The 23,628-nt window shown below is 60.6% G+C and carries 23 protein-coding genes; 16 read left to right on the forward strand and 7 right to left on the reverse strand.

The window, feature by feature from the left end:
• Positions 1-105: 105 nt before the first annotated feature.
• Positions 106-534, forward strand: coding sequence for a DUF4160 domain-containing protein (locus HDC32_RS28430; RefSeq protein WP_167656573.1), 429 nt, complete (start codon positions 106-108; stop codon positions 532-534).
• The gene (locus tag HDC32_RS28435) at positions 531-1,001 is read left to right on the forward strand and encodes a DUF2442 domain-containing protein (RefSeq protein WP_184746333.1); all 471 of its coding nucleotides are present in this window, start codon (positions 531-533) and stop codon (positions 999-1,001) included. The genes HDC32_RS28430 and HDC32_RS28435 overlap by 4 nt, the downstream gene beginning before the upstream one ends.
• On the opposite strand, the gene trmA is transcribed toward HDC32_RS28435, so the two are convergent.
• Together trmA and HDC32_RS28445 are read right to left on the reverse strand one after the other, a co-directional pair.
• On the reverse strand, positions 984-2,063 hold the full coding sequence (trmA, locus tag HDC32_RS28440; RefSeq protein WP_184746335.1) for a tRNA (uridine(54)-C5)-methyltransferase TrmA: 1,080 nt from the start codon (positions 2,061-2,063) through the stop codon (positions 984-986). The genes HDC32_RS28435 and trmA overlap by 18 nt on opposite strands.
• Positions 2,060-3,355, reverse strand: a complete 1,296-nt coding sequence (locus HDC32_RS28445; protein ID WP_131700148.1) for an NCS2 family permease — start codon at positions 3,353-3,355, stop codon at positions 2,060-2,062. Before HDC32_RS28445 ends, trmA begins: the two co-directional genes overlap by 4 nt.
• A 188-nt stretch (positions 3,356-3,543) precedes the next feature.
• Between HDC32_RS28445 and HDC32_RS28450 the strand changes: the two genes are divergently transcribed.
• The 4 genes from HDC32_RS28450 (at position 3,544) to HDC32_RS28465 (ending at position 7,777) form a co-directional block, all read left to right on the forward strand.
• A complete protein-coding gene (locus HDC32_RS28450; protein ID WP_131700149.1) occupies positions 3,544-3,990 on the forward strand; it encodes a DUF4879 domain-containing protein in 447 nt (148 codons plus the stop codon).
• Positions 3,991-4,086: 96 nt separating this feature from the next.
• Positions 4,087-4,611, forward strand: coding sequence for a (2Fe-2S)-binding protein (locus HDC32_RS28455; RefSeq protein ID WP_145336635.1), 525 nt, complete (start codon positions 4,087-4,089; stop codon positions 4,609-4,611).
• Entirely contained in the window at positions 4,608-5,597 is a 990-nt protein-coding gene (locus tag HDC32_RS28460) for a xanthine dehydrogenase family protein subunit M (protein ID WP_184746337.1), read from the forward strand. Before HDC32_RS28455 ends, HDC32_RS28460 begins: the two co-directional genes overlap by 4 nt.
• On the forward strand, positions 5,594-7,777 hold the full coding sequence (locus HDC32_RS28465; RefSeq protein ID WP_145336631.1) for a xanthine dehydrogenase family protein molybdopterin-binding subunit: 2,184 nt from the start codon (positions 5,594-5,596) through the stop codon (positions 7,775-7,777). The genes HDC32_RS28460 and HDC32_RS28465 overlap by 4 nt, the downstream gene beginning before the upstream one ends.
• A gap of 79 nt (positions 7,778-7,856) precedes the next feature.
• On the opposite strand, the gene HDC32_RS28470 is transcribed toward HDC32_RS28465, so the two are convergent.
• On the reverse strand, positions 7,857-9,104 hold the full coding sequence (locus HDC32_RS28470; RefSeq protein WP_131700153.1) for an MFS transporter: 1,248 nt from the start codon (positions 9,102-9,104) through the stop codon (positions 7,857-7,859).
• 318 nt (positions 9,105-9,422) lie between these two features.
• Here HDC32_RS28470 and HDC32_RS28475 point away from each other — a divergent pair, with 318 nt between their 5' ends.
• The 3 genes from HDC32_RS28475 to HDC32_RS28485 are packed head-to-tail and all read left to right on the forward strand — an operon-like array spanning position 9,423 to position 12,051.
• Complete coding sequence (locus HDC32_RS28475; RefSeq protein WP_131700154.1) at positions 9,423-10,862, forward strand: cytochrome ubiquinol oxidase subunit I; 1,440 nt, start codon at positions 9,423-9,425, stop codon at positions 10,860-10,862.
• 1 nt (position 10,863) lies between these two features.
• The gene (gene cydB, locus HDC32_RS28480; protein WP_131700155.1) at positions 10,864-11,871 is read left to right on the forward strand and encodes a cytochrome d ubiquinol oxidase subunit II; all 1,008 of its coding nucleotides are present in this window, start codon (positions 10,864-10,866) and stop codon (positions 11,869-11,871) included.
• A gap of 12 nt (positions 11,872-11,883) precedes the next feature.
• The gene (locus tag HDC32_RS28485) at positions 11,884-12,051 is read left to right on the forward strand and encodes a DUF2474 domain-containing protein (RefSeq protein ID WP_010562540.1); all 168 of its coding nucleotides are present in this window, start codon (positions 11,884-11,886) and stop codon (positions 12,049-12,051) included.
• 66 nt (positions 12,052-12,117) lie between these two features.
• Here the strand turns inward: HDC32_RS28485 and HDC32_RS28490 are convergent, their stop codons facing one another.
• Positions 12,118-13,242 (reverse strand): methyltransferase, encoded by a 1,125-nt coding sequence (locus tag HDC32_RS28490; protein WP_131700156.1) that lies wholly within the window; start codon positions 13,240-13,242, stop codon positions 12,118-12,120.
• Positions 13,243-13,403: 161 nt separating this feature from the next.
• Entirely contained in the window at positions 13,404-14,114 is a 711-nt protein-coding gene (locus HDC32_RS28495) for a LuxR family transcriptional regulator (RefSeq protein WP_184746339.1), read from the reverse strand.
• A gap of 381 nt (positions 14,115-14,495) precedes the next feature.
• Between HDC32_RS28495 and HDC32_RS28500 the strand changes: the two genes are divergently transcribed.
• A complete protein-coding gene (locus HDC32_RS28500) occupies positions 14,496-15,272 on the forward strand; it encodes a ferredoxin--NADP reductase (RefSeq protein WP_184746341.1) in 777 nt (258 codons plus the stop codon).
• A 46-nt stretch (positions 15,273-15,318) separates the two neighbouring features.
• Here HDC32_RS28500 and mscL read toward each other — a convergent pair whose 3' ends face one another.
• Positions 15,319-15,735: a large-conductance mechanosensitive channel protein MscL gene (gene mscL / locus HDC32_RS28505; protein WP_053137928.1), complete on the reverse strand. Its 417-nt coding sequence runs from the start codon at positions 15,733-15,735 to the stop codon at positions 15,319-15,321.
• Positions 15,736-16,021: 286 nt separating this feature from the next.
• On the opposite strand from mscL, the gene katB reads away from it, so the two are divergent.
• Genes katB through radA form a run of 3 tightly spaced genes read left to right on the forward strand, consistent with a single transcriptional unit; the run spans position 16,022 to position 19,560 of the window.
• Positions 16,022-17,563: a catalase KatB gene (katB, locus tag HDC32_RS28510; RefSeq protein WP_145336627.1), complete on the forward strand. Its 1,542-nt coding sequence runs from the start codon at positions 16,022-16,024 to the stop codon at positions 17,561-17,563.
• A gap of 54 nt (positions 17,564-17,617) precedes the next feature.
• Positions 17,618-18,157, forward strand: a complete 540-nt coding sequence (locus tag HDC32_RS28515) for an ankyrin repeat domain-containing protein (protein ID WP_184746342.1) — start codon at positions 17,618-17,620, stop codon at positions 18,155-18,157.
• 35 nt (positions 18,158-18,192) lie between these two features.
• Positions 18,193-19,560: a DNA repair protein RadA gene (radA, locus tag HDC32_RS28520; RefSeq protein ID WP_024077502.1), complete on the forward strand. Its 1,368-nt coding sequence runs from the start codon at positions 18,193-18,195 to the stop codon at positions 19,558-19,560.
• Between the two features lie 30 nt (positions 19,561-19,590).
• Here the strand turns inward: radA and HDC32_RS28525 are convergent, their stop codons facing one another.
• Entirely contained in the window at positions 19,591-19,959 is a 369-nt protein-coding gene (locus HDC32_RS28525) for a PilZ domain-containing protein (RefSeq protein WP_131699341.1), read from the reverse strand.
• Between the two features lie 173 nt (positions 19,960-20,132).
• On the opposite strand from HDC32_RS28525, the gene HDC32_RS28530 reads away from it, so the two are divergent.
• The 3 genes from HDC32_RS28530 to yjiA all read left to right on the forward strand — a co-directional run bounded on the left by HDC32_RS28530 (position 20,133) and on the right by yjiA (position 23,508).
• Positions 20,133-22,199, forward strand: coding sequence for a carbon starvation CstA family protein (locus tag HDC32_RS28530; RefSeq protein WP_053137912.1), 2,067 nt, complete (start codon positions 20,133-20,135; stop codon positions 22,197-22,199).
• Between the two features lie 15 nt (positions 22,200-22,214).
• Positions 22,215-22,412 carry a YbdD/YjiX family protein gene (locus tag HDC32_RS28535; protein WP_003176208.1) on the forward strand — a complete coding sequence of 66 codons (198 nt, stop codon included), beginning with the start codon at positions 22,215-22,217 and terminating at the stop codon, positions 22,410-22,412.
• Positions 22,413-22,548: 136 nt separating this feature from the next.
• Entirely contained in the window at positions 22,549-23,508 is a 960-nt protein-coding gene (gene yjiA / locus HDC32_RS28540; protein ID WP_184746343.1) for a GTPase, read from the forward strand.
• Positions 23,509-23,628: the final 120 nt, after the last annotated feature.

Consider the following 23,628-nt stretch of genomic DNA (forward strand, 5'->3'; position numbering starts at 1 on the left):
TTGTCGTTACTAATCTGTGAAACAGCTTCGAGACCATGGAGCCGGTTGTCGGGTGGCAGGGGGAAATTGTTACCTGGCGGAAAATAACCTAACGGATGGGTTACGATGAAAGTAGGTGCTTACAAGGGGTATGTCATCTCGGTGTTTATCAGGGACGAGCATTGCCCGCCTCATGTACATGTCAGGGGGAATGCATGGGATGCGCGTTTTCGTTTCAGCTTTCTGAATGGGCAAGTGGAGTTGTGGGATGTGAATCCAGAAAGACGACGCCCACCAGAGTCGGTCCTCAAAGAACTCCGCCAGACCCTGATGCAGCCGCATTACTTGGCACGGGCACGAAGGATCTGGTGGGAGAAACTGCAAACGGTTTGTCTGGAGAACCATTCTTGGGACTGGGATGCCGACGAACTGGTGCCGGGTTTAGTCATTCGGCGTGGTGTCTATGTGATCGCCAATGCTCGGCACGATGCAGCGGGGCAGTTGACTATTTTGAATCTGGTGAGGGCGCCAGGTTACGTGGAGATTGAGCTATGAAAAAAATTGTAAAAGCCAAAGTCGTGCCTTATGTACCGCTTACTGAAGCTGATATTGACAAGGCAATAGCCCGTGGTCGCAAGTTGAAGCGCTTGTATGCCAACGCCAGTTCTGTGCGTTATGTAGACGACTGCATTTCCATCGGTTTCAGCGACGGTAGTCGCGTCATGCTGCCGGTGGCAGGCCTGCCGGAGTTCGAAGGGTTTTCCTTGCAGGATTTCCAACAGCTGGAAGTCGGTTTTGGCGGCAAGGCGCTTTGCTGTGAGGCTCAGGATCTGGATGTTTCGATCACGGGCCTGATCGCCACAAGCCAGCCGCTGATGGACCTGGCCACCAGCCTGGTAGCCTCACGCAACGGTCGCAAGAGCAGCGCCGCCAAATCCGCCGCCGCCCGCGCCAATGGCAAGAAGGGCGGCCGGCCACGCAAGAAGGAACCTGAGGACGTTGAATTACCGCCGGGTCAATAACACCCCGGATTCCATATGGTGCGTCCACGGGAACTGGTCAAACATCGCACACTGGGTAATGCGGTGGGTGTCATGCAGTTGCGCAATGTTCGCCGCCAGCGTCTCCGGGTTGCAGGAGATGTACAGGATGTTGTCGAAGCGCCGGGTCAGTTCGCAGGTGTCCGGGTCCATGCCGGCGCGGGGCGGGTCGACGAACACGCTACCGAATTCGTAGCTCTTCAGGTCGATGCCGTGCAGGCGGCGGAACGGGCGCACTTCATTCAGCGCTTCGGTGAGCTCTTCGGCGGAGAGGCGCACCAGGGTGACGTTATCCACCGCGTTTTCATCGAGGTTGCTCAGGGCCGCATTCACTGAGGTCTTGCTGATCTCGGTAGCCAGCACTTTACGCACTCGGGTGGCCAGCGGCAGGGTGAAGTTGCCGTTGCCGCAATACAGCTCCAGCAAGTCATCCGGGCGATCGCCCAAGGCTTCATATGCCCAGTTGAGCATCCTCTGGTTCACCGTGCCGTTGGGCTGGGTGAACGCGCCTTCGGGTTGGCGGTAGCTGAAGGTGCGGCCGCCCACGTCGAGTTTTTCCACCACGTAATCGTGGCCGATCACATCGCGCTTGCCCTTGGAGCGGCCGATGATGCTGACATTCAAATCAGCCGCCAGCTTATTCGCCGCGGTGTGCCAGTGTTCGTCCAGCGGGCGGTGATAACACAGGGTGATCATCGCGTCGCCGGCCAGGGTGGTGAGGAACTCCACCTGGAACAGCTTGTGGCTCAGGGCGGCGCTGGCTTGCCAGGCGGCCTTGAGCTGGGGCATCAACTGGTTGATGCGAGTGCTGGCGATGGGGAATTCTTCGATCAGGATCGGCGTGCGTTTGTCGTCCTGGGAAAACATCGCGTAGTGGCGTTCACCGTCTTCGCGCCACAGGCGGAACTCCGCCCGCAGGCGGAAGTTCTGCAGCGGCGACTCGAAAACCTGCGGCTCGGGTGCGTCGAACGGTGCCAGCAGGTCACGCAAACGCGTGACCTTGTCTTGCAGTTGAGCGGTGTAGCGTGCGGCGTCAAAAGTCATGCGTTGAACCAGCCCAGCTTGATCACAAACAGAATCGACAGAATCACCAGTGCCGGATTGAGCTCACGGTAGCGGCCCGAAAGCAGCTTGATGGCGGTCCAGGCGATGAAACCGAAGGCAATGCCGTTGGCGATGGAGTATGTGAAGGGCATCGCCAGGGCGGTGATCACCACTGGCGCTGCAACGGTAATGTCATCCCAGTCGATTTCGGCCAGGCCTGAGGTCATCAATACAGCGACGAACAGCAGCGCCGGCGCGGTAGCAAAGGCCGGTACGCTGGCGGCCAGCGGCGAGAAGAACAGCGCCAGCAGGAACAGGATTGCGACCACGATGGCGGTCAAGCCGGTACGGCCACCGGCGCTCACGCCCGCAGCGGATTCGATGTAACTGGTGGTGGTCGACGTGCCCAGCAGCGAACCGGCCATGGCGGCGGTACTGTCGGCGATCAGCGCACGGCCCATTTTCGGCATGTGGCCGTCCTTGCCCATCAGCCCGGCGCGCTTGGCCACGCCGATCAGGGTGCCGGAGTTGTCGAACAGGTCAACGAACAGGAAGGCGAAGATCACGCTGACCAGGCCGATGTCCAGCGCGCCCTTGATATCCAGCTGCAGGAAGGTAGGGGCCAGGGACGGTGGCATCGACATCACGCCACCGAACTCGGTGACACCCAGCAGGATGGAGACGATGGTCACCGCCAGGATGCCGATCAGCACCGCACCACGTACGGCCAGGGCTTCCAGCGCAACGATCAGCATGAAACCGAGGATGGCCAGGATAGGCGCTGGTTTGGTCAGGTCGCCCATGCCCACCAGGGTGTTCGGGTTGCCGACCACGATCCCGGCGTTGTGCAGGGCGATCAGCGCCAGGAACAGGCCGATACCGGCGGCAATCGCCGAACGCAGGGGCAGGGGAATGCTGTTGATGATCCACTCACGGATACGGAAGATCGACAGCAGGAAGAACAGCACCGCCGAAATGAACACCGCCCCCAGCGCAACCTGCCAGGTGTGGCCCATGTGCAGAACCACGGTGTAGGTAAAGAAGGCGTTGAGGCCCATGCCCGGCGCCAGTGCGATCGGGTAGTTGGCGATCAGGCCCATTACGGTCGAACCGATGGCCGCCGCCAGGCAGGTCGCGACAAACACTGCGCCTTTGTCCATGCCGGTCTCGCCGAGGATGCTCGGGTTCACGAACAGGATGTAGGCCATGGCCAGGAATGTCGTGATGCCCGCGAGGATTTCGGTGCGCACGTTGGTGTTGTGTGCCTTGAGTTGAAACAGCTTTTCCAGCATGCCTGCTCCCTGTGACGCTATGTTGCGTCGTTATTTGTTGACCTCTAAGTCAAAGCACAAACTGCGCCAAGCGCCTGTGGTTCCAGAGAGGATCGGAAAAAGCGGCGCATCATACCAGCAGCCGAGGCTGTGTGGCGCATGGCCTTGAGGCATACTGCTGTGACGTTCAGTACCGGGTCTTCGACAGCATGAAAAAAGCCAACGCGTGGAGTCTAGCCTTGATCCCTTGTCTCGGCCTGTGGTTGGGCGCGGCACCGGTGTGGGGCGCGACTGCACCGCCCTTGAGCGAGGTGCGCGTGTTTAAGGTCGAATCGGCGCGCTGCACGGAAACCATCCCGGAACGCGCGCAAAGCACCCAGATGTGCACGCACCGTGGGCCCACCAAAGTGTCGGTGATGGAAGTCGGCCTGGGCAACAACCCGATGGGCCGCTTCAATGGTGCCGAACTGAACGGGCAGCGTACGCCCGTGTGCCAAGTCGGTAGCATCAGCGAGGCCTGCAGCGGGGCGGGCACGCTGATGGGCTACATCTATGTATTTGACCTGAATGTCGAAGCCCAGGGCTGGTTCGAATACAGCAACTCGTCGATCAACGGCCCGCGAAACACCTTGAAGACCCTGCTCAATATCCGCTGATCAATCAGCTTGAACGCTCAAAATTCCGGGAAGTCGTACCCCTGAGACGGCGATTTTCCTGAACGCCGCGGATGTACACCAACCCGTGAGGTGTTTATGAGCGCGACCCCTAATGGCGCGGCGGCCCAGCCGTTCGTCGCCCACTCCATACGCTTGACCCTCAATGGTCAGCACCGCCAACTGGATGTATTGCCCTGGACCACGTTGCTGGACCTGCTGCGCGAGCAACTGGACCTGGTCGGCAGCAAAAAAGGCTGCGACCACGGCCAGTGCGGCGCCTGCACGGTATTGCGCGACGGCAAACGCATCAACGCCTGCCTGACCCTGGCGGTGATGTGCGATGGCGCCGAATTGACCACCATTGAAGGCCTGGCCGGCGGCGACCAACTGCATCCGATGCAGCAAGCCTTTATCAAGCACGATGCCTTCCAGTGCGGTTACTGCACGCCGGGTCAGATTTGCTCCGCCGTCGGCCTGGCCAATGAAGGTCGCGCCCACGATACCGCGCAGATCCAGGAACTGATGAGCGGCAACCTGTGCCGCTGCGGTGCCTACAGCAACATCCGCGATGCCATCGAAGAGGCCTTGCCTGCCTGCCGTACTCAAGGAGGCGAGCAATGAATCCCTTCCAGTACAGCAAACCGGCGGATGTCCACGAAGCCGTGCACCTGAGCAGCGCCGCGTCGCGCTTTATTGCCGGCGGCACCAACCTGCTGGATTTGATGAAAGAAAACATCAGCCGCCCCGAGCACCTGATCGACATCACCGGCCTGCCGCTGAATGAGATTGAACAAACCGCCGGGGGCGGCCTGCGGATCGGCGCGCTGGTGAGCAATGCCGACCTGGCCTGGCACCCGCTGATCGAACAGCGTTACCCGTTGCTGTCCCAGGCGATCCTTGCCGGTGCTTCGCCGCAACTGCGCAATATGGCCAGTACGGGTGGCAACCTGTTGCAGCGCACCCGTTGCTACTACTTCTATGACGCCACCGTGCCCTGCAACAAGCGTGAGCCCGGTAGCGGCTGCCCGGCGCGCACTGGGTTGAACCGTATCCATGCGATCCTCGGCGCCAGCGAACAGTGCGTGGCCACTCACCCGTCGGACATGTGCGTGGCCCTGGCGGCGCTGGAGGCGCGGGTGCATGTGGAGGGGCGTGGCGGTGCGCGGGTTATCGAGTTTGCCGACTTCCACCGCTTGCCCGGTGATGCGCCGCAACGCGACAACCAACTGGCCGACGATGAGCTGATCACCGCCATCGAATTACCCGCCGACCACCTGGCGCGTCACAGCCACTACCTGAAAATCCGCGACCGTGCGTCTTACGCGTTTGCGTTGGTGTCTGTCGCCGCCGCTCTCGAATTGGAGGGCGACCGAATCGTCGACGCGCGCCTGGCCCTTGGCGGCGTGGCCCATAAACCCTGGCGTGACCGCGCGGTGGAAGCCTCGCTGATCGGCCAGGTGGTCAGCCGCGAGACCTTCAGCAACGCCGCCGACGCCCTGTTGCAAGACGCCGAGCCGCTGGAGCACAACGGCTTCAAGATCAAGCTGGCGCGCCGCGCAATTATCCGCGCCCTGAGCGACGCCGCCGTCGCAGGAGAACGCCCATGACCGCTATTGGCAAACCCCTGGACCGTGTCGACGGTCTGCTCAAGGTCACCGGCCAGGCGCGTTATGCCGGTGAATTCCCCGAGGACGGCCTGCTCCACGGCAGTGTGGTGTCCAGCACCATCGCCAAGGGCCGTGTGCTGGCTATCGACGCGGCCAGGGCACTGGCTCTGCCGGGCGTGGTGGCGGTTATCCATCACCTCAACCGGCCGAAAATCGCCAGTTACGACGATGCCTTCCAGGATGATGATGCGGCGGACGGTTCGCCGTTTCGCCCGTTGTATAACGACCGTGTGCTGTACAGCGGGCAGCCCCTGGCCCTGGTGATCGCGGATAACCTGGAGCTGGCGCGACATGCGGGCTCGCTGGTAGAAATCGAATACGCGCGTGAAGACTTCGAGACTGACCTGCTCGCCCAACAGGAACAGGCCCATGCCTCACCGCAGACGCCACCCGCGCCGCGCGGCAACTTCCAGGCCGAGTGGGCCGCTGCCGCTGTCAGTCTCGACCTGCACTACAGCACGCCCATCGAACACCACAACCCCATGGAACCCCACGCCAGCACCGTGCTGTATCAGCCGGACGGCACCCTGCATATTCATGACAAGACCCAAGGCCCGCAGAACTGCCAGGCCTATGTGCAAAAAGTCTTCGGACTGGATAAAAGCCAGGTGCGGATTTTTGCTGCATTCGTCGGCGGTGCCTTCGGCTCAGGTTTGCGTCCGCAGTATCAATTGCCCTTGGCAGTGATGGCGTCCCTGGCGCTCAAGCGCTCGGTGCGCGTCACCCTGACCCGCCAGCAGATGTTCACCTTCGGCTACCGCCCGCGCACGTTGCAGCGTTTGCAGATGGGCGCCGCCGCCAATGGTCGCCTGCTGGCGTTGGGGCATACGGCGATTGGCCAGACCTCGCGCTTCGAAGATTTCAGTGAGCACGTGGTGGAGTGGAGCGGCATGCTCTATCACTGCGACAACGTGCAACTGACTTACAAACTGGTGCCGCTGGATGTGTTCACGCCCCTGGACATGCGCGCGCCCGGCGCTGCGTTGGGTGTGATCGGCCTGGAGTGCGCCATGGATGAACTGGCCAGCGCCTTGGGGATGGACCCGGTACAGCTGCGGCTGGTCAACTACGCCGAGCGCAACCAGAACGAAGACAAACCCTGGTCGAGCAAGGCTCTGCGCGAGTGTTACAGCGAAGGTGCCGAGCGCTTCGGCTGGAACCAGCGCAACCCGGAACCGCGCAGCATGCGCGACGGCCGCCAGTTGATCGGCTGGGGCATGGCCGGTGGCGTGTGGGAAGCCATGCAGATGAAGGCCAGCGCCAAGGCGCGCATCGACGCTGAGGGCAAGCTGACCGTCAGCAGCGCCACCACCGACATCGGCACCGGCACCTACACGGTGATGACCCAGATCGCGGCGCAGGCCAGTGGCGTGGCGGTGGAGGACGTGGTGTTTCTGCTCGGCGACTCTTCACTGCCCACCGCGCCGCTGCAAGGCGGCTCGTTCACCGTGTCGTCCGTCGGCACCGCCGTGCAGCAAGCCTGCGAAGCGTTGAGCGCCAAGCTGCTGACCATCGCCCGGCAAACTTACCCGGTGTTCAAGGAGGCCGAGTCCGTGCGCTTTGAAGACGGCCAACTGCACACCGGTGACGTGAGTGTGTCATTGGCTCAACTGGTCAAGGACAGCGGCGAAGAGACCTTGGAAGTCCAGGTCGACAGCGAACCGGACAAGAAACGCGAGGGGTACGCCACCGCCACCCATTCGGCGGTGTTCGTCGAAGTGAGGGTTGATGAAGACCTGGGCACGATCAAGGTCAGCCGGGTGGTCAGTGCCATCGCGGCGGGGCGGGTGGTCAACCCGAAGATGGCGCGCAGCCAGATCCTCGGCGGGGTGGTGTGGGGTATCGGCATGGCCCTGCACGAAGAGACTCAGATCGACCATCAATTGGGACGCTACATGAACCACAGCCTGGCTGAATACCACATCCCGGTAAATGCCGATATCGGTGAGATAGACGTGGTGTTTGTCGAAGAACACGACGAGATCGTTAACGCCCTTGGGTCCAAAGGCGTGGGGGAAATCGGGATTGTCGGGGTGGCGGCGGCGGTGGCGAATGCGATTTACCATGCCACCGGCAAGCGGGTGCGGGAGTTTCCGATCACCCTGGACAAGGTGCTCTGACGCGGTCCAGCAAACATTGAAGATCCAAATGTGGGAGGGAGCAAGCCCCCTCCCACATTGACCTTATTGCCACATTGAATCATGCAGCGGGCTTGATGCTTTCTTCCACCGGCACATGCATACGATCCCGATTCGCCAGGGTTGGGAACAGTTTGATCCATACCCCTGTCACCACCAGCGTGCCGATCCCGCCCATCACCACGGCTGGCACTGTGCCAAACCAATGGGCAGTGATGCCCGACTCGAACTCGCCCAATTGGTTGGACGCGCCGATAAACAGGCCATTGACCGCACTCACCCGGCCGCGCATTTCATCCGGGGTTTCCAACTGCACAAAGGATGCGCGGATGACCATGCTGATCATGTCCGCCGCGCCCAGTACCACCAGCACCGCCAGGGAAAACCAGAACGAGGTGGACAGGCCGAAGGCAATGGTCGCCACGCCGAATACGCCGACGGCGGTGAACATCACCCGGCCGACCTTCCGATCTACCGAAAAACGCGCCAGCCACAGTGACATCAACAACGCACCCACCGCCGGTGCCGAACGCAACAGGCCCAGGCCCCAGGCGCCGGTCAGCAGGATGTCCTTGGCGAACACCGGCAGCAACGCGGTGGCGCCGCCCAGCAGCACGGCGAACAGGTCGAGGGAAATCGCCCCGAGGATGTCCGGGCGGCTGCGGATAAAACGAATCCCCGCCAGCAGCGAATCCAGGGTGGCCTTGCCCTTATTGAGCGGGGTGTGGCGGGCGGGCAGGTTGAGGGTCAGCACGCAGGCGATGAGGTACAGCGCTACTGTGGGGCCATACACCCAGACGCTGCCGAAGGCGTAAAGCAAACCGCCCAGCGCCGGGGCAACGATGGTCGCCAGTTGCTGGGCCGACTGCGACGAGGCCACGGCCCGCGGAAACAGCGCGCTGGGTACGATGCTCGGCAACAGGGCCTGGGTGGTGGGCATTTCAAACGAGCGCGCCGCGCCGAGCAGGAACGCCAGGATAAAGATCATCTCGCGGGTCACGTTGCCGGTCAGGCCGCCGATGGCCAGGGAGAGGGCAATCAGCGCCTGCACGGTCTGGCAGATGGCCGCGACTTTGCGTCGCTCATAGCGGTCGGCCACATGCCCGGTGTGCAGCATGAACAGCACGCGCGGCACGAACTCCACCAAGCCGACCAACCCCAAGTCCAGCACGTTGCCAGTGAGCTGGTAAAGGTTCCAGCCGATGGCCACGGTAAGCATCTGGAAGCCGCTGGCGGTGAAAATCCGTGCCAGCCAGAACGCGATGAAAGGGCGGTGGTGACGTAACAGCAACGCGGGTTCACTGGGCATCGGGAATTCTGGTCAAGGCCGGAGGAAGGGCCGAGATTATCATCAAGTTGTAACAGATGGTTGCAAGAACTGCGCTGAGGCAGTCTGTCACGCGGCAAAAGACCACACGGACCAACCGCGAAAATGGGACTACTCTTTTGACTGTGATTGATCCAGATCAAAGTCATTTCAGAATTTGTTCTGGTGGCCGCAAGGCCCGATTCCCTACGTGGTTGGTTAAAAAAAGAAACGAATTGAAATTCGCCAGACTCCATATCCGTGGGGGCAGTGGGTGCAGGCTCCCGCCAGCAGCCGGTATTACCTGACAGAGGAAGACTTATGTTCGGTTTGGAGGCGCTAGATCTCGCCCGAATTCAGTTCGCGTTCACCATCTCATTCCACATCCTGTTCCCGGCGATCACCATCGGCCTGGCCAGTTACCTCGCGGTGCTGGAAGGCTTGTGGCTCAAGACCCATAACGACACCTACCGTGACCTCTACCATTTCTGGTCGAAGATCTTTGCCGTTAACTTCGGCATGGGCGTGGTCTCCGGTCTGGTCATGGCCTACCAGTTCGGTACCAACTGGAGCCGCTTCTCGGACTTCGCCGGCGCCGTCACCGGGCCTCTTCTGACCTACGAAGTGCTCACGGCCTTCTTCCTCGAAGCCGGTTTCCTCGGTGTGATGCTGTTCGGTTGGAACAAGGTGGGGCGCAAGCTGCACTTCTTCTCCACCGTGATGGTGGCCGTCGGTACGTTGATCTCGACCTTCTGGATCCTGGCGTCCAACAGCTGGATGCAGACACCGCAGGGCTTTGAAATCATCGACGGCCGCGTGATTCCTACCGACTGGCTGGCGGTGATCTTCAACCCGTCGTTCCCCTACCGGCTGGCGCATATGGCTACGGCGGCGTTCGTGGCGACCGCGTTCTTCGTCGGTTCCTCGGCGGCCTGGCACTTGCTGCGCGGCAAGGACAACCCGGCGATCCGCAAGATGTTGTCGATGGCGATGTGGATGGCCCTGATCGTGGCGCCTATCCAGGCAGTGATCGGTGACTTCCATGGCCTCAACACCCTCAAGCACCAGCCGGCAAAAATCGCCGCCATCGAAGGCCACTGGGAAAACAAAGGCAATGAGCCTACCCCGCTGATCCTGTTTGGCTGGCCGGACATGAAAGCCGAAAAAACCAAATACGCGGTGGAGATTCCGTACCTGGGCAGCCTGATCCTGACCCACTCCCTGGATAAACAGGTGCCGGCGCTCAAGGAGTTCCCACCGGAAGACCGGCCGAATTCGACCATCGTGTTCTGGTCGTTCCGGGTCATGGTCGGCTTGGGTTTCCTGATGATCTTCACCGGTCTGTTCAGCCTCTGGCTGCGCCGGGGCGACAAGATGTACACGTCCAAACCGTTCCTGTACCTGGCGCTGTGGATGGGGCCGTCTGGCCTGATCGCGATTCTTGCCGGTTGGTTCACCACCGAAATCGGCCGCCAGCCGTGGGTGGTCTACGGGTTGATGCGCACGGCGGATGCTTCTTCCGGGCATAGCCTGGCGCAGATGACGATCACCCTGGTGTTGTTCGTGGTGGTGTACTTCGCGCTGTTTGGTGCGGGCCTGGGCTACATGATGCGCCTGGTGCGCAAAGGCCCGGTGACCCACGAAAGCACGGAGCCGACCCACGGTGGCCCTGGCCAGAAACGCACACCGGCCCGTCCTTTGTCCGCCGCCGATGATGGCAGCGATGACGACCACGCCCACATCCAGCACAAGGGGAATTGAGATGGGTATTGATCTTCCGCTGATCTGGGCCGTGATCATCATCTTCGGCATCATGATGTACGTGGTCATGGACGGCTTCGACCTCGGCATCGGCATTCTCTTCCCGTTTATCCCGGGCAAGACCGACCGTGACGTGATGATGAACACCGTGGCCCCGGTCTGGGACGGTAACGAAACCTGGCTGGTACTCGGTGGCGCGGCGTTGTTCGGCGCGTTCCCGCTGGCCTATTCGGTGGTGCTCTCTGCGTTGTACCTGCCGTTGATTTTGATGCTGATCGGGCTGATTTTTCGCGGCGTGGCCTTCGAGTTCCGCTTCAAGGCCAAGGACCACAAGCGTCACCTGTGGGACAAGGCGTTTATCGGCGGCTCGCTGGCGGCCACGTTCTTCCAGGGTGTAGCGCTGGGCGCGTTTATCGACGGGATCCCGGTGGTCAATCGCCAGTTTGCCGGCGGCTCGCTGGACTGGCTCACACCGTTCACGATGTTCTGCGGCGTGGCGCTGATCGTGGCCTATGCGTTGCTGGGCTGCACCTGGCTGATCATGAAAACCGAAGGCCCGTTGCAGGAGAAGATGCACAACCTGGCGCGGCCGTTGGCCTTCGTGGTGTTGGCCGTGATCGGCATCGTGAGTATCTGGACCCCGCTGTCGCACCCGGAAATCGCCTCGCGCTGGTTCACCCTGCCGAATCTGTTCTGGTTCCTGCCGGTACCGATCCTGGTGCTGGTGACCATGTACGGGTTGATCCGCGCCGTGGCGCGTAATGCCCACTACACGCCGTTCCTGCTGACGCTGGTGCTGATCTTCCTCGGCTACAGCGGCCTGGGGATCAGCCTGTGGCCGAACATCATCCCGCCATCCGTGTCGATCTGGGATGCCGCTGCGCCGCCCCAGAGCCAAGGCTTCATGCTGGTGGGCACCTTGTTCATCATCCCGTTCATCCTGGGCTACACCTTCTGGAGCTACTACGTGTTCCGCGGCAAGGTCACCCACGAAGACGGCTATCACTAGGAGGGTCGTTGCATGTCCGGCAAACCTACGTTGCACGAGATTGAACAGGCCGAGAAACAGCCGTTGTGGCGGCGCCTGGGGTGGCTGGCGATGATCTGGACCGGCAGTGTGCTGGCCCTGTTCGTCGTGGCCAGCCTGATGCGCATGTTCATGAATGCGGCCGGCCTGACCACCCACTGACATCCCGATCCGGGCTTCGCGCTCGGTTTTCAGCCCTGCTCTTCTTTTGGAAGGGCAGGGCTTTTTTTATTTGCGCGCTTTGAGAATCACAAACTTTGGCGTGGCGGCCACTTGCTCTACGCCACGGAACAAGCGCGCCAACTTGCTGTGATAACCCAGGTGACGGTTGCCGACGATATACAGGGCGCCGCCGACCACCAACGCCTCCCGCGCCTGCTGGAACATACGCCAGGCGAGGAAGTCGCCGACCACCTGCTGCTGGTGGAACGGCGGGTTGCACAGCACAACGTCGAGGGAGTCTGGTTCCTGACCGGCCAGGCCATCGCCAGCGCGTACGGTGACGGCGCGGTCACCGAGGGCGGCTTGCCAGTTCTCCAGCGCCGATTGCACGGCCATATAGGACTCGTCCACCAGAGTGTATTGCGCCTCGGGGTTTTGCAGGGCGCTGGCAATCGCCAGTACACCGTTGCCACAACCCAGGTCCGCCACGCGGGCACTGCCCAGGTTGTTGGGCAGGTGCGGCAGGAAGGCGCGGGTGCCGATGTCCAGGCCTTCACGGCAGAACACGTTGGCATGGTTGAGCAGTTCGATAGCCGGCGCGTCCAGGGTGTAGCGCGTCGGGTAGGGCGAGACAGCGATGGGCCGGTCGGCCTGGGTGGCGATCAGCAACCGGGCTTTCTTGACGGCCAGGGAGGCGTGCATCGGCCCGATATAGCGCTCAAGCATTTCCCCGGCCGCCCTTGGCAGGTGCTTGATCATCGCCCCTGCGATCACCTCGGCACCCGGCGCCAGTTGGCCTTGCAGGCGGATCAGTTGTTCTTCCAGCAATGCCAGGGTTTTGGGTACACGGATCAGCACCCGGTCGAACGGCCCTGTGGGCACTTGGCTGGCGGGGATGAACGGCACGGCGTCAAAGGCCTTGCCATTGCGCACCAGGTTTTTATCCAGGCCCAGGGCGGCCAGGAACGAGTCGCCGCTGGAGGTCACCTGCGCCCGGCCTTCGAGACTGGCAGCCAGGGCGCCGAAGCTGTCATTGAGCACCAGCACGCGAGTCGCAGCGCTCGGTTGCTGTTCAGCCAGATAGCTGAGCAGGTACTCGTCGGCGGCGTCGAAGGCTTGCAGCGGATCGTTATGCTGCTCTGGCTGGCGGATCAGATCGAGCTGGGCGAAGGGGCTGTCGAGCAGGGGCATGGCGAGGGAGGCTCTGGGTCATCGATGGGTGTTCGGCAGTCGGCTGCAGAACCGTCTGAGTGAACAGCGGGCGGCGCCCCGTGGGGACAGCCCAGCACTCAGAATGGGTCGTAAATGTTACTTTTTTTCCTGAGGGATTACATGCGGTGTTTCAACGCGGCTTAAATCAACCCCGCTTTCGAGGCGCAGAGCACAGCGGCGATCTTGTTGTTGACCCCCAGCTTTTTGAAGCAACTGCAGATATGAAAGCCCACCGTACGTTCGGACAGGCACAGAATGGTGGCGATGTCCGCAGCGGTCTTGCCCATGGCTGACCACTTGAGGATTTCGGTTTCGCGCGGGGTTAATTTGCTGGCAGGGTTAATGCTGGGCTTGTGTGCGTAAGTCTGTGCCACTACCGCGTGCATCGCATGGCACAGCCACAGGACCTGGCCGGCTTTTTCGTACAGCTCCTGCGGGGTCACTTCACCTGTGCTACGGCCAAGGGTCAGCATGCTGAACACACCCTGGAAATCATGCACAGCTTGGGTCCATCCCAAATGCACACCGAAGGATTTGGCTAAAGACCACAGGTTTGGTGAGTCTTTAAAGGTTTTTTCCTCCCAGACAAGGGGGAGTACACAACGTTTGCAATGTTCCACCACGGGATCAACTTCAAAGAAGTGGGCCTGGTTATACAGTTTGTTCCACTCATCGGGATAGTTGTTGAGGTGAATAGGTTTCGTTTGGTTGTTAGGCAGTTGAGAACTCATCGTAAAAGAACAGTATTGGAAGCCAAGTGCGTAGGTGTGGTTCACAGCCGTCTCGAAAAGAGTAGTTGCCTCGCTCTCGCCCTCCAGCTTGGGAAGTCGGGTGTTGCGCCAGTTGACCATTGGTAACTCTCCATGGGTTTCCGCATGACATGGGATACGTCCCGAACTCCCACTGCACGCAAACCAGTGTAGGACATGAGCTACATCGCGAGATGAAATTTTCGCTCTTGCAGGGCGGCGTTTAAGAAGTTTTCTCTACGGTCGCGGCGGGCTTTGCTAAGGGGCTTAGTTGTTTTTTTCGATTTTTTAGTCAGTTGAAGCACTTGTGGCAGACACAACTTAGCGTGTGCTTGTGGTGCTGATAGGGGCGCTAATAGCAAATTTATTAGTGCTGATATTAAGTTGCTACTATTTTGTGCCTGCACCATGCCATTACCCGGCATGGGTGTTTCCGGGCGCGACTTTGAGGGACACTAGGGCACCTGTAGAACGGAGTCCCCCATGACGGCCAGTGCTGAGAAATTTACCCGCCAGACCTTGCTCGATGTGCAATCCCTGACCCCCAGCCTGTTTACGCTGCGAACCACCCGTGACCCAGGGTTCCGTTTCACCGCCGGGCAATTCGTGCGCCTGGGGGTCACCAAGGCGGATGGCAGCACGGTGTGGCGTGCCTATTCCGTGGTGTCCTCGCCATTTGATGAATACTTGGACTTCTTCTCGATTGTTGTCCCAGGCGGCGAATTCACCAGTGAACTCAGCCGACTGCGGGTAGGCGATACCTTAATGGTGGAGCGCCAGGCTACCGGGTACCTGACCCTGAATCGTTTCGTCGATGGTCGTGACTTGTGGATGTTGGGTACGGGGACCGGGGTGGCGCCGTTTTTGTCGATCCTGCAGGACTTTGAAGTCTGGGAGAAATTCGAGCGCATCATCCTGGTATACAGCGCGCGGGAAGCCCAGGAGTGGGCCTATCAGTCGCTGATCAAAGAGCTGGGTGAACGAGAGTACCTGGCCGAATACGCGCATAAATTCACCTACATCCCGCTCGTCACCCGTGAACAGCACGCAGGTGCGCTGAATGGGCGCATTACCACGCTGATCGAGAATGGCGAATTGGAGCGTGCTGCCGGCGTCGAGCTGACTCCGGAACATTCCCGTGTGCTGATTTGCGGTAACCCGCAGATGGTGGATGACACTCGCCAGTTGCTCAAGCAGCGCGACATGCAACTGAGCCTTAGCCGCCGGCCGGGGCAGGTGGCGGTGGAAAACTACTGGTAATAAAAAGGCGCCTCAAGCAGGCGCCTTTTTTCCAAGCCGGTACAGGTTAAAGCGGCTTGTCGTTCTGTGCCTTGAGCAGGTCGCGAATCTCACCCAGCAGCACTTCTTCCTTGCTCGGTGTCGGTGGCAGGCTAGGTGCAACGGCTTCTTCGCGCTTGAGGCGGTTGATGGCCTTGACGCCCATGAAGATCGCAAACGCGACGATCACAAAGTCGATCACGCTCTGGATGAACTTGCCGTACGCCAGGACGACGGCGGGCACATCGCCTTGGGCCGCCTTGAGCGTTATCGCCAGGTCACCAAAGTCCACGCCACCGATCAACAGACCAATGGGCGGCATCACTACGTCGCCTACAAACGAAGAAACAATTTTGCCGAAGGCGGCGCCGATGATGATACCGACGGCCATGTCGACCACATTACCTTTGACCGCGAAGGCCTTGAACTCACTGATCACGCCCATAGGTTATTCCTTGTTACAAATGAGAAGGGTGCCGCTTAGTGTAAGTCAGCGGTAGCGGGCTTGCCCGACACAACCGTTAACACTGTTAGTTTTTATCGACACATTAAAACGCAAATAGTTTGCAAAGTGCCACCAATCGCGCGCGAAATACCCGCTGTTTCAGTTGCTTACCACATTATTTTCTTTATCGCCCTGGTGGGGTTTTTCTATTTATCTTCTGACTCGTGGGTCACTAGCCTCTGGCAAGCACAACTGAATGTGCACTAAAAAACCAGAGGAAACCTTGATGAAGAATCCAATCAATCGCGGCCCGGTATTGGCGCGTCATGTGCTGGTACTGGCGACCGCCAGCCTGCTTTCCCTCTCCGTGCAAGCCGCCAACCTGACCCGTGATAACGGCGCCGCGGTGGGCGATAACCAGAACTCGCAAACCGCTGGCGCCAACGGCCCGGTGCTGCTGCAGGACGTGCAACTGATCCAGAAGCTGCAGCGCTTCGACCGTGAACGCATCCCCGAGCGCGTCGTGCATGCCCGTGGCACCGGCGCCCATGGCACCTTCACCGTCACCGATAACCTCAGCGACCTGACCAAGGCCAAGGTCTTCGCTGCTGGCGAAACGACCCCGGTGTTCGTGCGCTTCTCGGCCGTGGTGCACGGTAACCACTCCCCGGAAACCCTGCGTGACCCGCGCGGCTTCGCCACCAAGTTCTATACCGCCGATGGCAACTGGGACCTGGTGGGCAATAACTTCCCGACGTTCTTTATCCGCGATGCCATCAAGTTCCCCGACATGGTCCACGCCTTCAAGCCGGACCCGCGCACTAACCTGGACGATGACTCCCGTCGCTTCGACTTCTTCTCCCATGTTCCCGAGGCCACTCGCACACTCACCGAGTTGTATTCCGACTCCGGTACTCCGGCCAGTTATCGGGAAATGGACGGCAATGGTGTACATGCCTACAAGTTGATCAACGCCAAGGGTGAAGTGCACTACGTCAAGTTCCACTGGAAGAGCCTGCAAGGCATCAAGAATCTCGACCCCAAGCAAGTTACCGAAGTGCAGGGGCGTGACTACAGCCATATGACTAACGACCTGGTCACCCATATCAACAAGGGCGACTTCCCCAAGTGGGACCTGTATGTGCAGGTACTCAAGCCGGAAGACCTGGCCAAGTTTGATTTCGACCCGCTGGACGCCACCAAGATCTGGCCGAATGTGCCCGAGCGTAAAGTCGGGCAGATGGTGCTGAACCGCAACCCGGCGAATGTCTTCCAGGAAACCGAGCAAGTGGCCATGGCCCCGGCCAACCTGGTGCCGGGCATCGAACCGTCGGAAGACCGCCTGCTGCAAGGGCGGGTGTTCTCGTATGCCGACACGCAGATGTATCGACTGGGCGCCAATGCCCTGCAGTTGCCGATCAACGCCCCACGGGTCACCGTCAACAACGGTAACCAGGACGGCGCGCTGAACTTCGGCAAGACCACCAGCGGCGTGAACTACCAGCCAAGCCGCCTGGAAAACCGTGAAGAGCCGCAAACCGCGCGCTACAGCCAGACGGCGCTGTCGGGCAGCACCCAGCAGGCGAAGATCCAGCGTGAGCAGAACTTCAAGCAGGCCGGCGATCTGTATCGCTCCTACAGCAAGAAAGAGCGTCAGGACTTGATCGACAACTTCGGCGGCTCCCTGGCCACTACCGATGACGAGAGCAAGCACATCATCCTGTCGTTCCTCTACAAGGCCGATCCGGAATACGGCACCGGCGTGGCCAAGGTCGCCAAGGGTGACCTGGCGCGCGTGAAGGCGCTGGCCGAAAAACTCACTGACTGACGTTGGTTTCGGTCGACGCCCACGCGGGCGTCGACCTCTGGCAGGAGAGAACCCATGCGTATTTCGATCGGCCTACTGATGGCCATGCTGGCCTTTGTCGCCCATGCCGAGTCGCCCGACCCGGTCGCGCTCAAGGCGCAGCTCCAGGATTATTACTTCGACGCCGCCCGCCGTGGTGACCTCGACATGCTCAACACCTTTATCGACGCCGGCTTCCCCCTCAACACCCAGGACGACAAGGGCTACACGGCGTTGATTCTCGCCGCCTACCATGGTGAAAGCGCCTACGTGGAGCGTTTGCTCGTCGCCGGCGCCGACGCCTGTGTGCAGGACAAGCGCGGCAACACCGCGTTGATGGGCGCGATCTTCAAGGGAGAACTGAAAATTGCCCAGCGCCTGCTGGCGACCGACTGCAACCCCGACCAACGTAACGGTGCCGGTCAGACGGCGGCCATGTACGCCGGCCTGTTCAAGCGCATCGAGTTGCTCGACGAACTCAAGGCCAAGGGCGCCGATCTCAACGCCGAAGACCCGGTCGGCAACAGTGCTTCACGACTGGCCAGCGGTGAAATCCGGACCCCGGCGTCGCGCTGAGCTATCATCGCGGTTTTTCGGTTGGAGGTTTTCAAATGGCAAAGGCCAAGCGCATGTACGGCTGCACGGAGTGCGGCGCGACCTTTCCCAAGTGGGCCGGCCAATGCACCGAGTGTGGTGCGTGGAATACCCTGACTGAAACCATGATCGAAAGCGGCGGCGCCTCGGCCCCCACCGGCCGAGCCGGCTGGACCGGGCAACAGGCGCAGATCAAGACCCTGGCCGAGGTCAGCGTTGAAGAGATCCCGCGTTTCTCGACGGCTTCCGGTGAGCTGGATCGGGTTCTGGGTGGCGGCCTGGTGGATGGTTCGGTGGTGTTGATCGGCGGCGACCCCGGCATCGGCAAATCGACGATCCTGCTGCAAACCCTGTGCAGCATCGCCAGCCGCATGCCGGCGCTGTACGTCACCGGCGAAGAATCCCAGCAACAGGTGGCCATGCGTGCCCGCCGCCTCGGTTTGCCCCAGGATCAACTGCGGGTCATGACTGAAACCTGCATCGAAAGCATCATCGCCACGGCCCGGATCGAAAAACCCAAGGTCATGGTGATCGACTCGATCCAGACGATTTTCACCGAGCAACTGCAATCGGCGCCGGGCGGCGTGTCCCAGGTGCGCGAGAGTGCGGCGTTGCTGGTGCGCTACGCCAAGCAGAGCGGCACGGCGATCTTCCTGGTCGGCCACGTCACCAAAGAGGGCGCGCTGGCCGGGCCACGGGTGTTGGAGCATATGGTCGACACCGTGCTGTATTTCGAAGGCGAGTCCGATGGCCGTTTGCGCTTGCTGCGGGCGGTGAAGAACCGCTTCGGCGCGGTGAACGAACTGGGTGTGTTCGCCATGACTGACCGGGGGCTGAAAGAAGTCTCTAACCCCTCGGCGATTTTCCTGACCCGTGCCCAGGAAGAAGTCCCAGGCAGCGTGGTTATGGCAACGTGGGAAGGCACCCGGCCTATGCTGGTGGAAGTCCAGGCGCTGGTGGATGACAGCCATCTGGCCAACCCTCGTCGCGTCACGTTGGGCCTGGATCAAAACCGCCTGGCGATGCTGTTGGCGGTGTTGCACCGTCACGGTGGCATCCCCACCCACGACCAGGACGTGTTCCTCAACGTGGTCGGCGGGGTCAAGGTGTTGGAAACCGCGTCCGACCTGGCGTTGATGGCGGCGGTGATGTCCAGCTTGCGTAACCGGCCATTGCCCCACGACCTGCTGGTGTTCGGTGAGGTGGGCCTGTCCGGCGAAGTGCGCCCGGTGCCGAGCGGTCAGGAACGCTTGAAGGAAGCGGCCAAACACGGCTTCAAACGCGCGATTGTGCCCAAGGGCAATGCGCCGAAGGAAATGCCGCCAGGATTGCAGGTGATTGGGGTCACGCGCCTGGAACAGGCATTGGATGCCTTGTTCGAGTAATCACCAACGCCGCAAAACCAATGTGGGTGGTTAGATCTCCAACAGCGCCGACAACTCCCGGTGCAGTTCTTCTTCATCTCCAAGGTTCAGTTCGATAAGCCGCCTTAGGTGGCTGATCGAGTCCAGGTCGATGTCTGTGCACACAAACCCCAGTTGACCATCTGCTTCGTGGGTCAGCCGTGCTTGCATCTTTATATGCGCCTTGGGATCCAGGCGTATGTCGACCGCGAACGGCAGCGCCTTATTTCCCTTCCAGTCTTCAGGCCGTTGCGCCAACAGGCCCTTGAGCGACAAATCCACCAATTGCACTGGCCATTCGTTGCCGTTTTGCCGAAGTTCGGTCTTGGCATCAAAGGCGATCCGGCGAAAACGGCGGCGATCAGACGCTTGCTCGGTCATGGTGAAACCCTCTGTGGATAAAAGGATTGTAGCCCTGCGCCATCATTGGGCGGTTTTTTCTGTTTTTTTTCCGCTGCAAGGCTCTAGACCAACGTAGGGGGGTGGCCTTTAAGGCCAGTAGCGCTAAACTCCGGATGGCTGTCCTTTCTGTCCACCCTGGCTGGAATATAAAAATGAAAAATAATAATAGCCTGCTACGCCACTTACCCTGGCTGGTGCTGGCAATCGTAGGAGCGTGCGCCCTGGGCGTAGTGGCCTTGCGCCGAGGCGAGGCGATCAACGCCTTGTGGATTGTGGTCGCTGCCGTGGCCATCTATCTGGTCGCTTATCGCTACTACAGCCTGTTCATCGCTAATAATGTGATGCAACTCGATCCACGACGGGCCACCCCCGCAGTGGTCAACAATGACGGTCTGGACTATGTGCCGACCAACAAACACATCCTTTTCGGTCACCACTTTGCGGCAATTGCCGGTGCAGGCCCCTTGGTCGGCCCGGTACTGGCGGCGCAAATGGGCTACCTGCCCGGCACACTCTGGCTGATTGCCGGCGTGGTACTGGCCGGTGCGGTGCAGGATTTCATGGTCCTGTTCCTGTCCACGCGTCGTAATGGCCGTTCCCTGGGGGACATGGTTCGCGAAGAGATGGGTCGTATCCCGGGGACCATCGCGCTGTTCGGCTGCTTCCTGATCATGATCATCATCCTTGCGGTGCTGGCGCTGATCGTGGTCAAGGCCCTGGCCGAGAGCCCATGGGGCATCTTCACGGTGATGGCGACCATCCCGATCGCGATGTTCATGGGCATCTACATGCGCTACATCCGCCCGGGCCGCATTGGTGAAATTTCGATCATCGGCGTGCTGTTGCTGCTCGGTTCGATCTGGCTGGGCGGGCAGATTGCCGCTGATCCGGTCTGGGCCAAGGCCTTCACGTTCACCGGGATCCAGATCACCTGGATGCTGATCGGCTACGGTTTCGTGGCCGCGGTACTGCCGGTGTGGCTGATCCTCGCGCCACGTGACTACCTCTCTACCTTCTTGAAAATCGGCACCATCATCGCCCTGGCGATTGGCATCCTGGTCACCATGCCTGACCTGAAAATGCCGGCGCTGACCCAGTTCATCGATGGTACCGGCCCGGTTTGGAAGGGCGGTCTGTTCCCGTTCCTGTTCATCACCATTGCCTGTGGCGCGGTCTCGGGCTTCCATGCGCTGATTTCCTCGGGCACCACGCCCAAGCTGCTGGCCAGTGAAAGCCACGCCCGTTACATCGGTTACGGCGGCATGCTGATGGAGTCCTTCGTGGCGATCATGGCGATGGTTGCCGCTTCGGTGATCGAGCCCGGTGTGTACTTCGCCATGAACAGCCCGGCGGCAATCGTCGGCACCGATGTGGTGACCGTGGCACAAACCGTCAGCAGCTGGGGTTTTGCAATTACCCCCGAGGCGCTGTCGGCCGTGGCCCACGACATCGGTGAAACCACCATCCTCGCGCGTGCCGGTGGTGCGCCGACGTTGGCGGTGGGTATCGCGCAGATCCTGCACAGTGTGCTGCCGGGTGAAAACACCATGGCGTTCTGGTACCACTTTGCGATCCTGTTCGAAGCGTTGTTTATCCTGACTGCCGTCGACGCGGGCACCCGTGCCGGTCGCTTCATGCTTCAGGATTTGCTGGGCTCCTTCGTACCGGCGCTCAAGCGCACCGAGTCCTGGACCGCCAACCTGATCGCGACCGCCGGTTGCGTCGCCATGTGGGGTTACCTGCTGTACCAGGGCGTGATCGACCCGCTGGGCGGCATCAACACCTTGTGGCCGCTGTTCGGTATCTCCAACCAGATGCTGGCCGGTATCGCGCTGATGCTCGCCACCGTTGTGCTGATCAAAATGAAACGCCAACGCTACATCTGGGTGACCATGCTGCCGGCGGTATGGCTGCTGATCTGCACCACCACCGCAGGCTTCATCAAGCTGTTCGACGCCAACCCGGCGATCGGCTTCCTGTCGCTGGCGAAGAAGTACAGTGATGCCCTGGCGAACGGCCAGATCCTGGCCCCGGCCAAGAGCGTGGACCAGATGCAGCACGTGATCTGGAACGCTTACACCAACGCAACGCTGACTGTGCTGTTCCTGTTCGTGGTGTTCAGCATCCTGTTCTATGCCCTCAAGGTTGGCGTCGCCGCCTGGGGCAACAAAGAGCGTACGGATAAAGAAGCCCCGTTCCAGGCAGTACCGGACGCATAACCGAGGATTGCAAGCATGTTCAATGACATCAGTCGCCTCGGTAAATACCTCGGTCAGGCCGCGCGCCTGATGGTCGGCATGCCCGACTACGACACGTACGTCGAGCATATGCAAACCAAGCACCCGGACAAGCCGATGATGGACTACAAGGCGTTCTTCCGGGAACGCCAGGAAGCCCGTTACGGCGGCAAGGGTGGGCCCAAGTGCTGTTGATTTAACGCAACTCCCCTGTGGGAGGGGGCTTGCCCCCGATAGCGGTGTGTCAGTGACACATAAGTGCCTGACACACTGCTATCGGGGGCAAGCCCCCTCCCACATTTGTTTCAGTGTTCCTTCAAGGAGAATTTTTTTGTCCTCTCCCATTCCAGTGACCGTCCTCAGTGGCTTTCTCGGCGCCGGCAAGACCACCTTGCTGCGCCACCTGCTCAAAGCCGAGCACGGCCTTAAAATTGCCGTGATCGAGAACGAATTCAGCGACGCCGGTATCGACACCCAGTTATTGGGCGAAGAACCGGTGCAAGTCATGACCCTGTCCAACGGCTGCGTGTGCTGCACCATCCACACCGACCTGACCAAGGCCCTCTATCTGCTGCTCGAGCGCCTGGACAGCGGCGAGATCGCCTTCGACCGCCTGGTGATCGAGTGCACCGGCCTGGCCGACCCGGCGCCGGTGGCCCAGACCTTTTTCATTGATGAAGAACTGCGCGAGCGCTACATCCTCGACGGCATCATTACCCTGGTGGACGCGGCCCACGCCGAGCACCACCTGACCCAGACCATCGCCCAGGCGCAGATCGGTTTTGCCGACCGGCTGCTGGTGAGCAAGCGTGACCTGGTGGGCGACGCCACCTTCGAGGCACTCAGTGAACGCCTCACACGCATCAACCGCCGCGCGCCGATTCGTGTGGTCGAGCACGGCAAGATTGATTTGGCCGAACTGCTCGATGTGCGTGGTTTCAACCTTAATGCCGGCATGAGCCTGCGCCCGGTGAGCAAGGCGCCGTCCATCGACCGTATATCCAGCCTGGTGTTGCGCACCGACCAGCCGCTGGATATCGACCGCCTCAGTGAGTTCATGAACGAACTGCTGGAGGATCATGGCAAGCAACTGCTGCGCTACAAAGGCGTGCTCAACATCGCCGGCGAAGACCGCCGCATGGTGTTCCAGGGCGTGCTCAAGCTCTATGGTTTCGACTGGGATACTGAGTGGGCCGAGGGTGAAGCGCGGGAGAGTGTGATCGTGTTTATTGCCGATGAGTTGCCGGAGGACAAAATCCGCGAAGGCTTTGCCAAAGTCTACCAACCCTGACGTGTAATGCAGTCAACTGTGGGAGGGGGCTTGCTCCCGATGGCGGTGGGTCAGTAAACCTATATGTGACTGACACACTGCTATCGGGGGCAAGCCCCCTCCCACACTTGGGCGCATTTC

It is taken from the genome of Pseudomonas sp. JAI120 (assembly GCF_014207255.1).
GTDB lineage: Bacteria > Pseudomonadota > Gammaproteobacteria > Pseudomonadales > Pseudomonadaceae > Aquipseudomonas.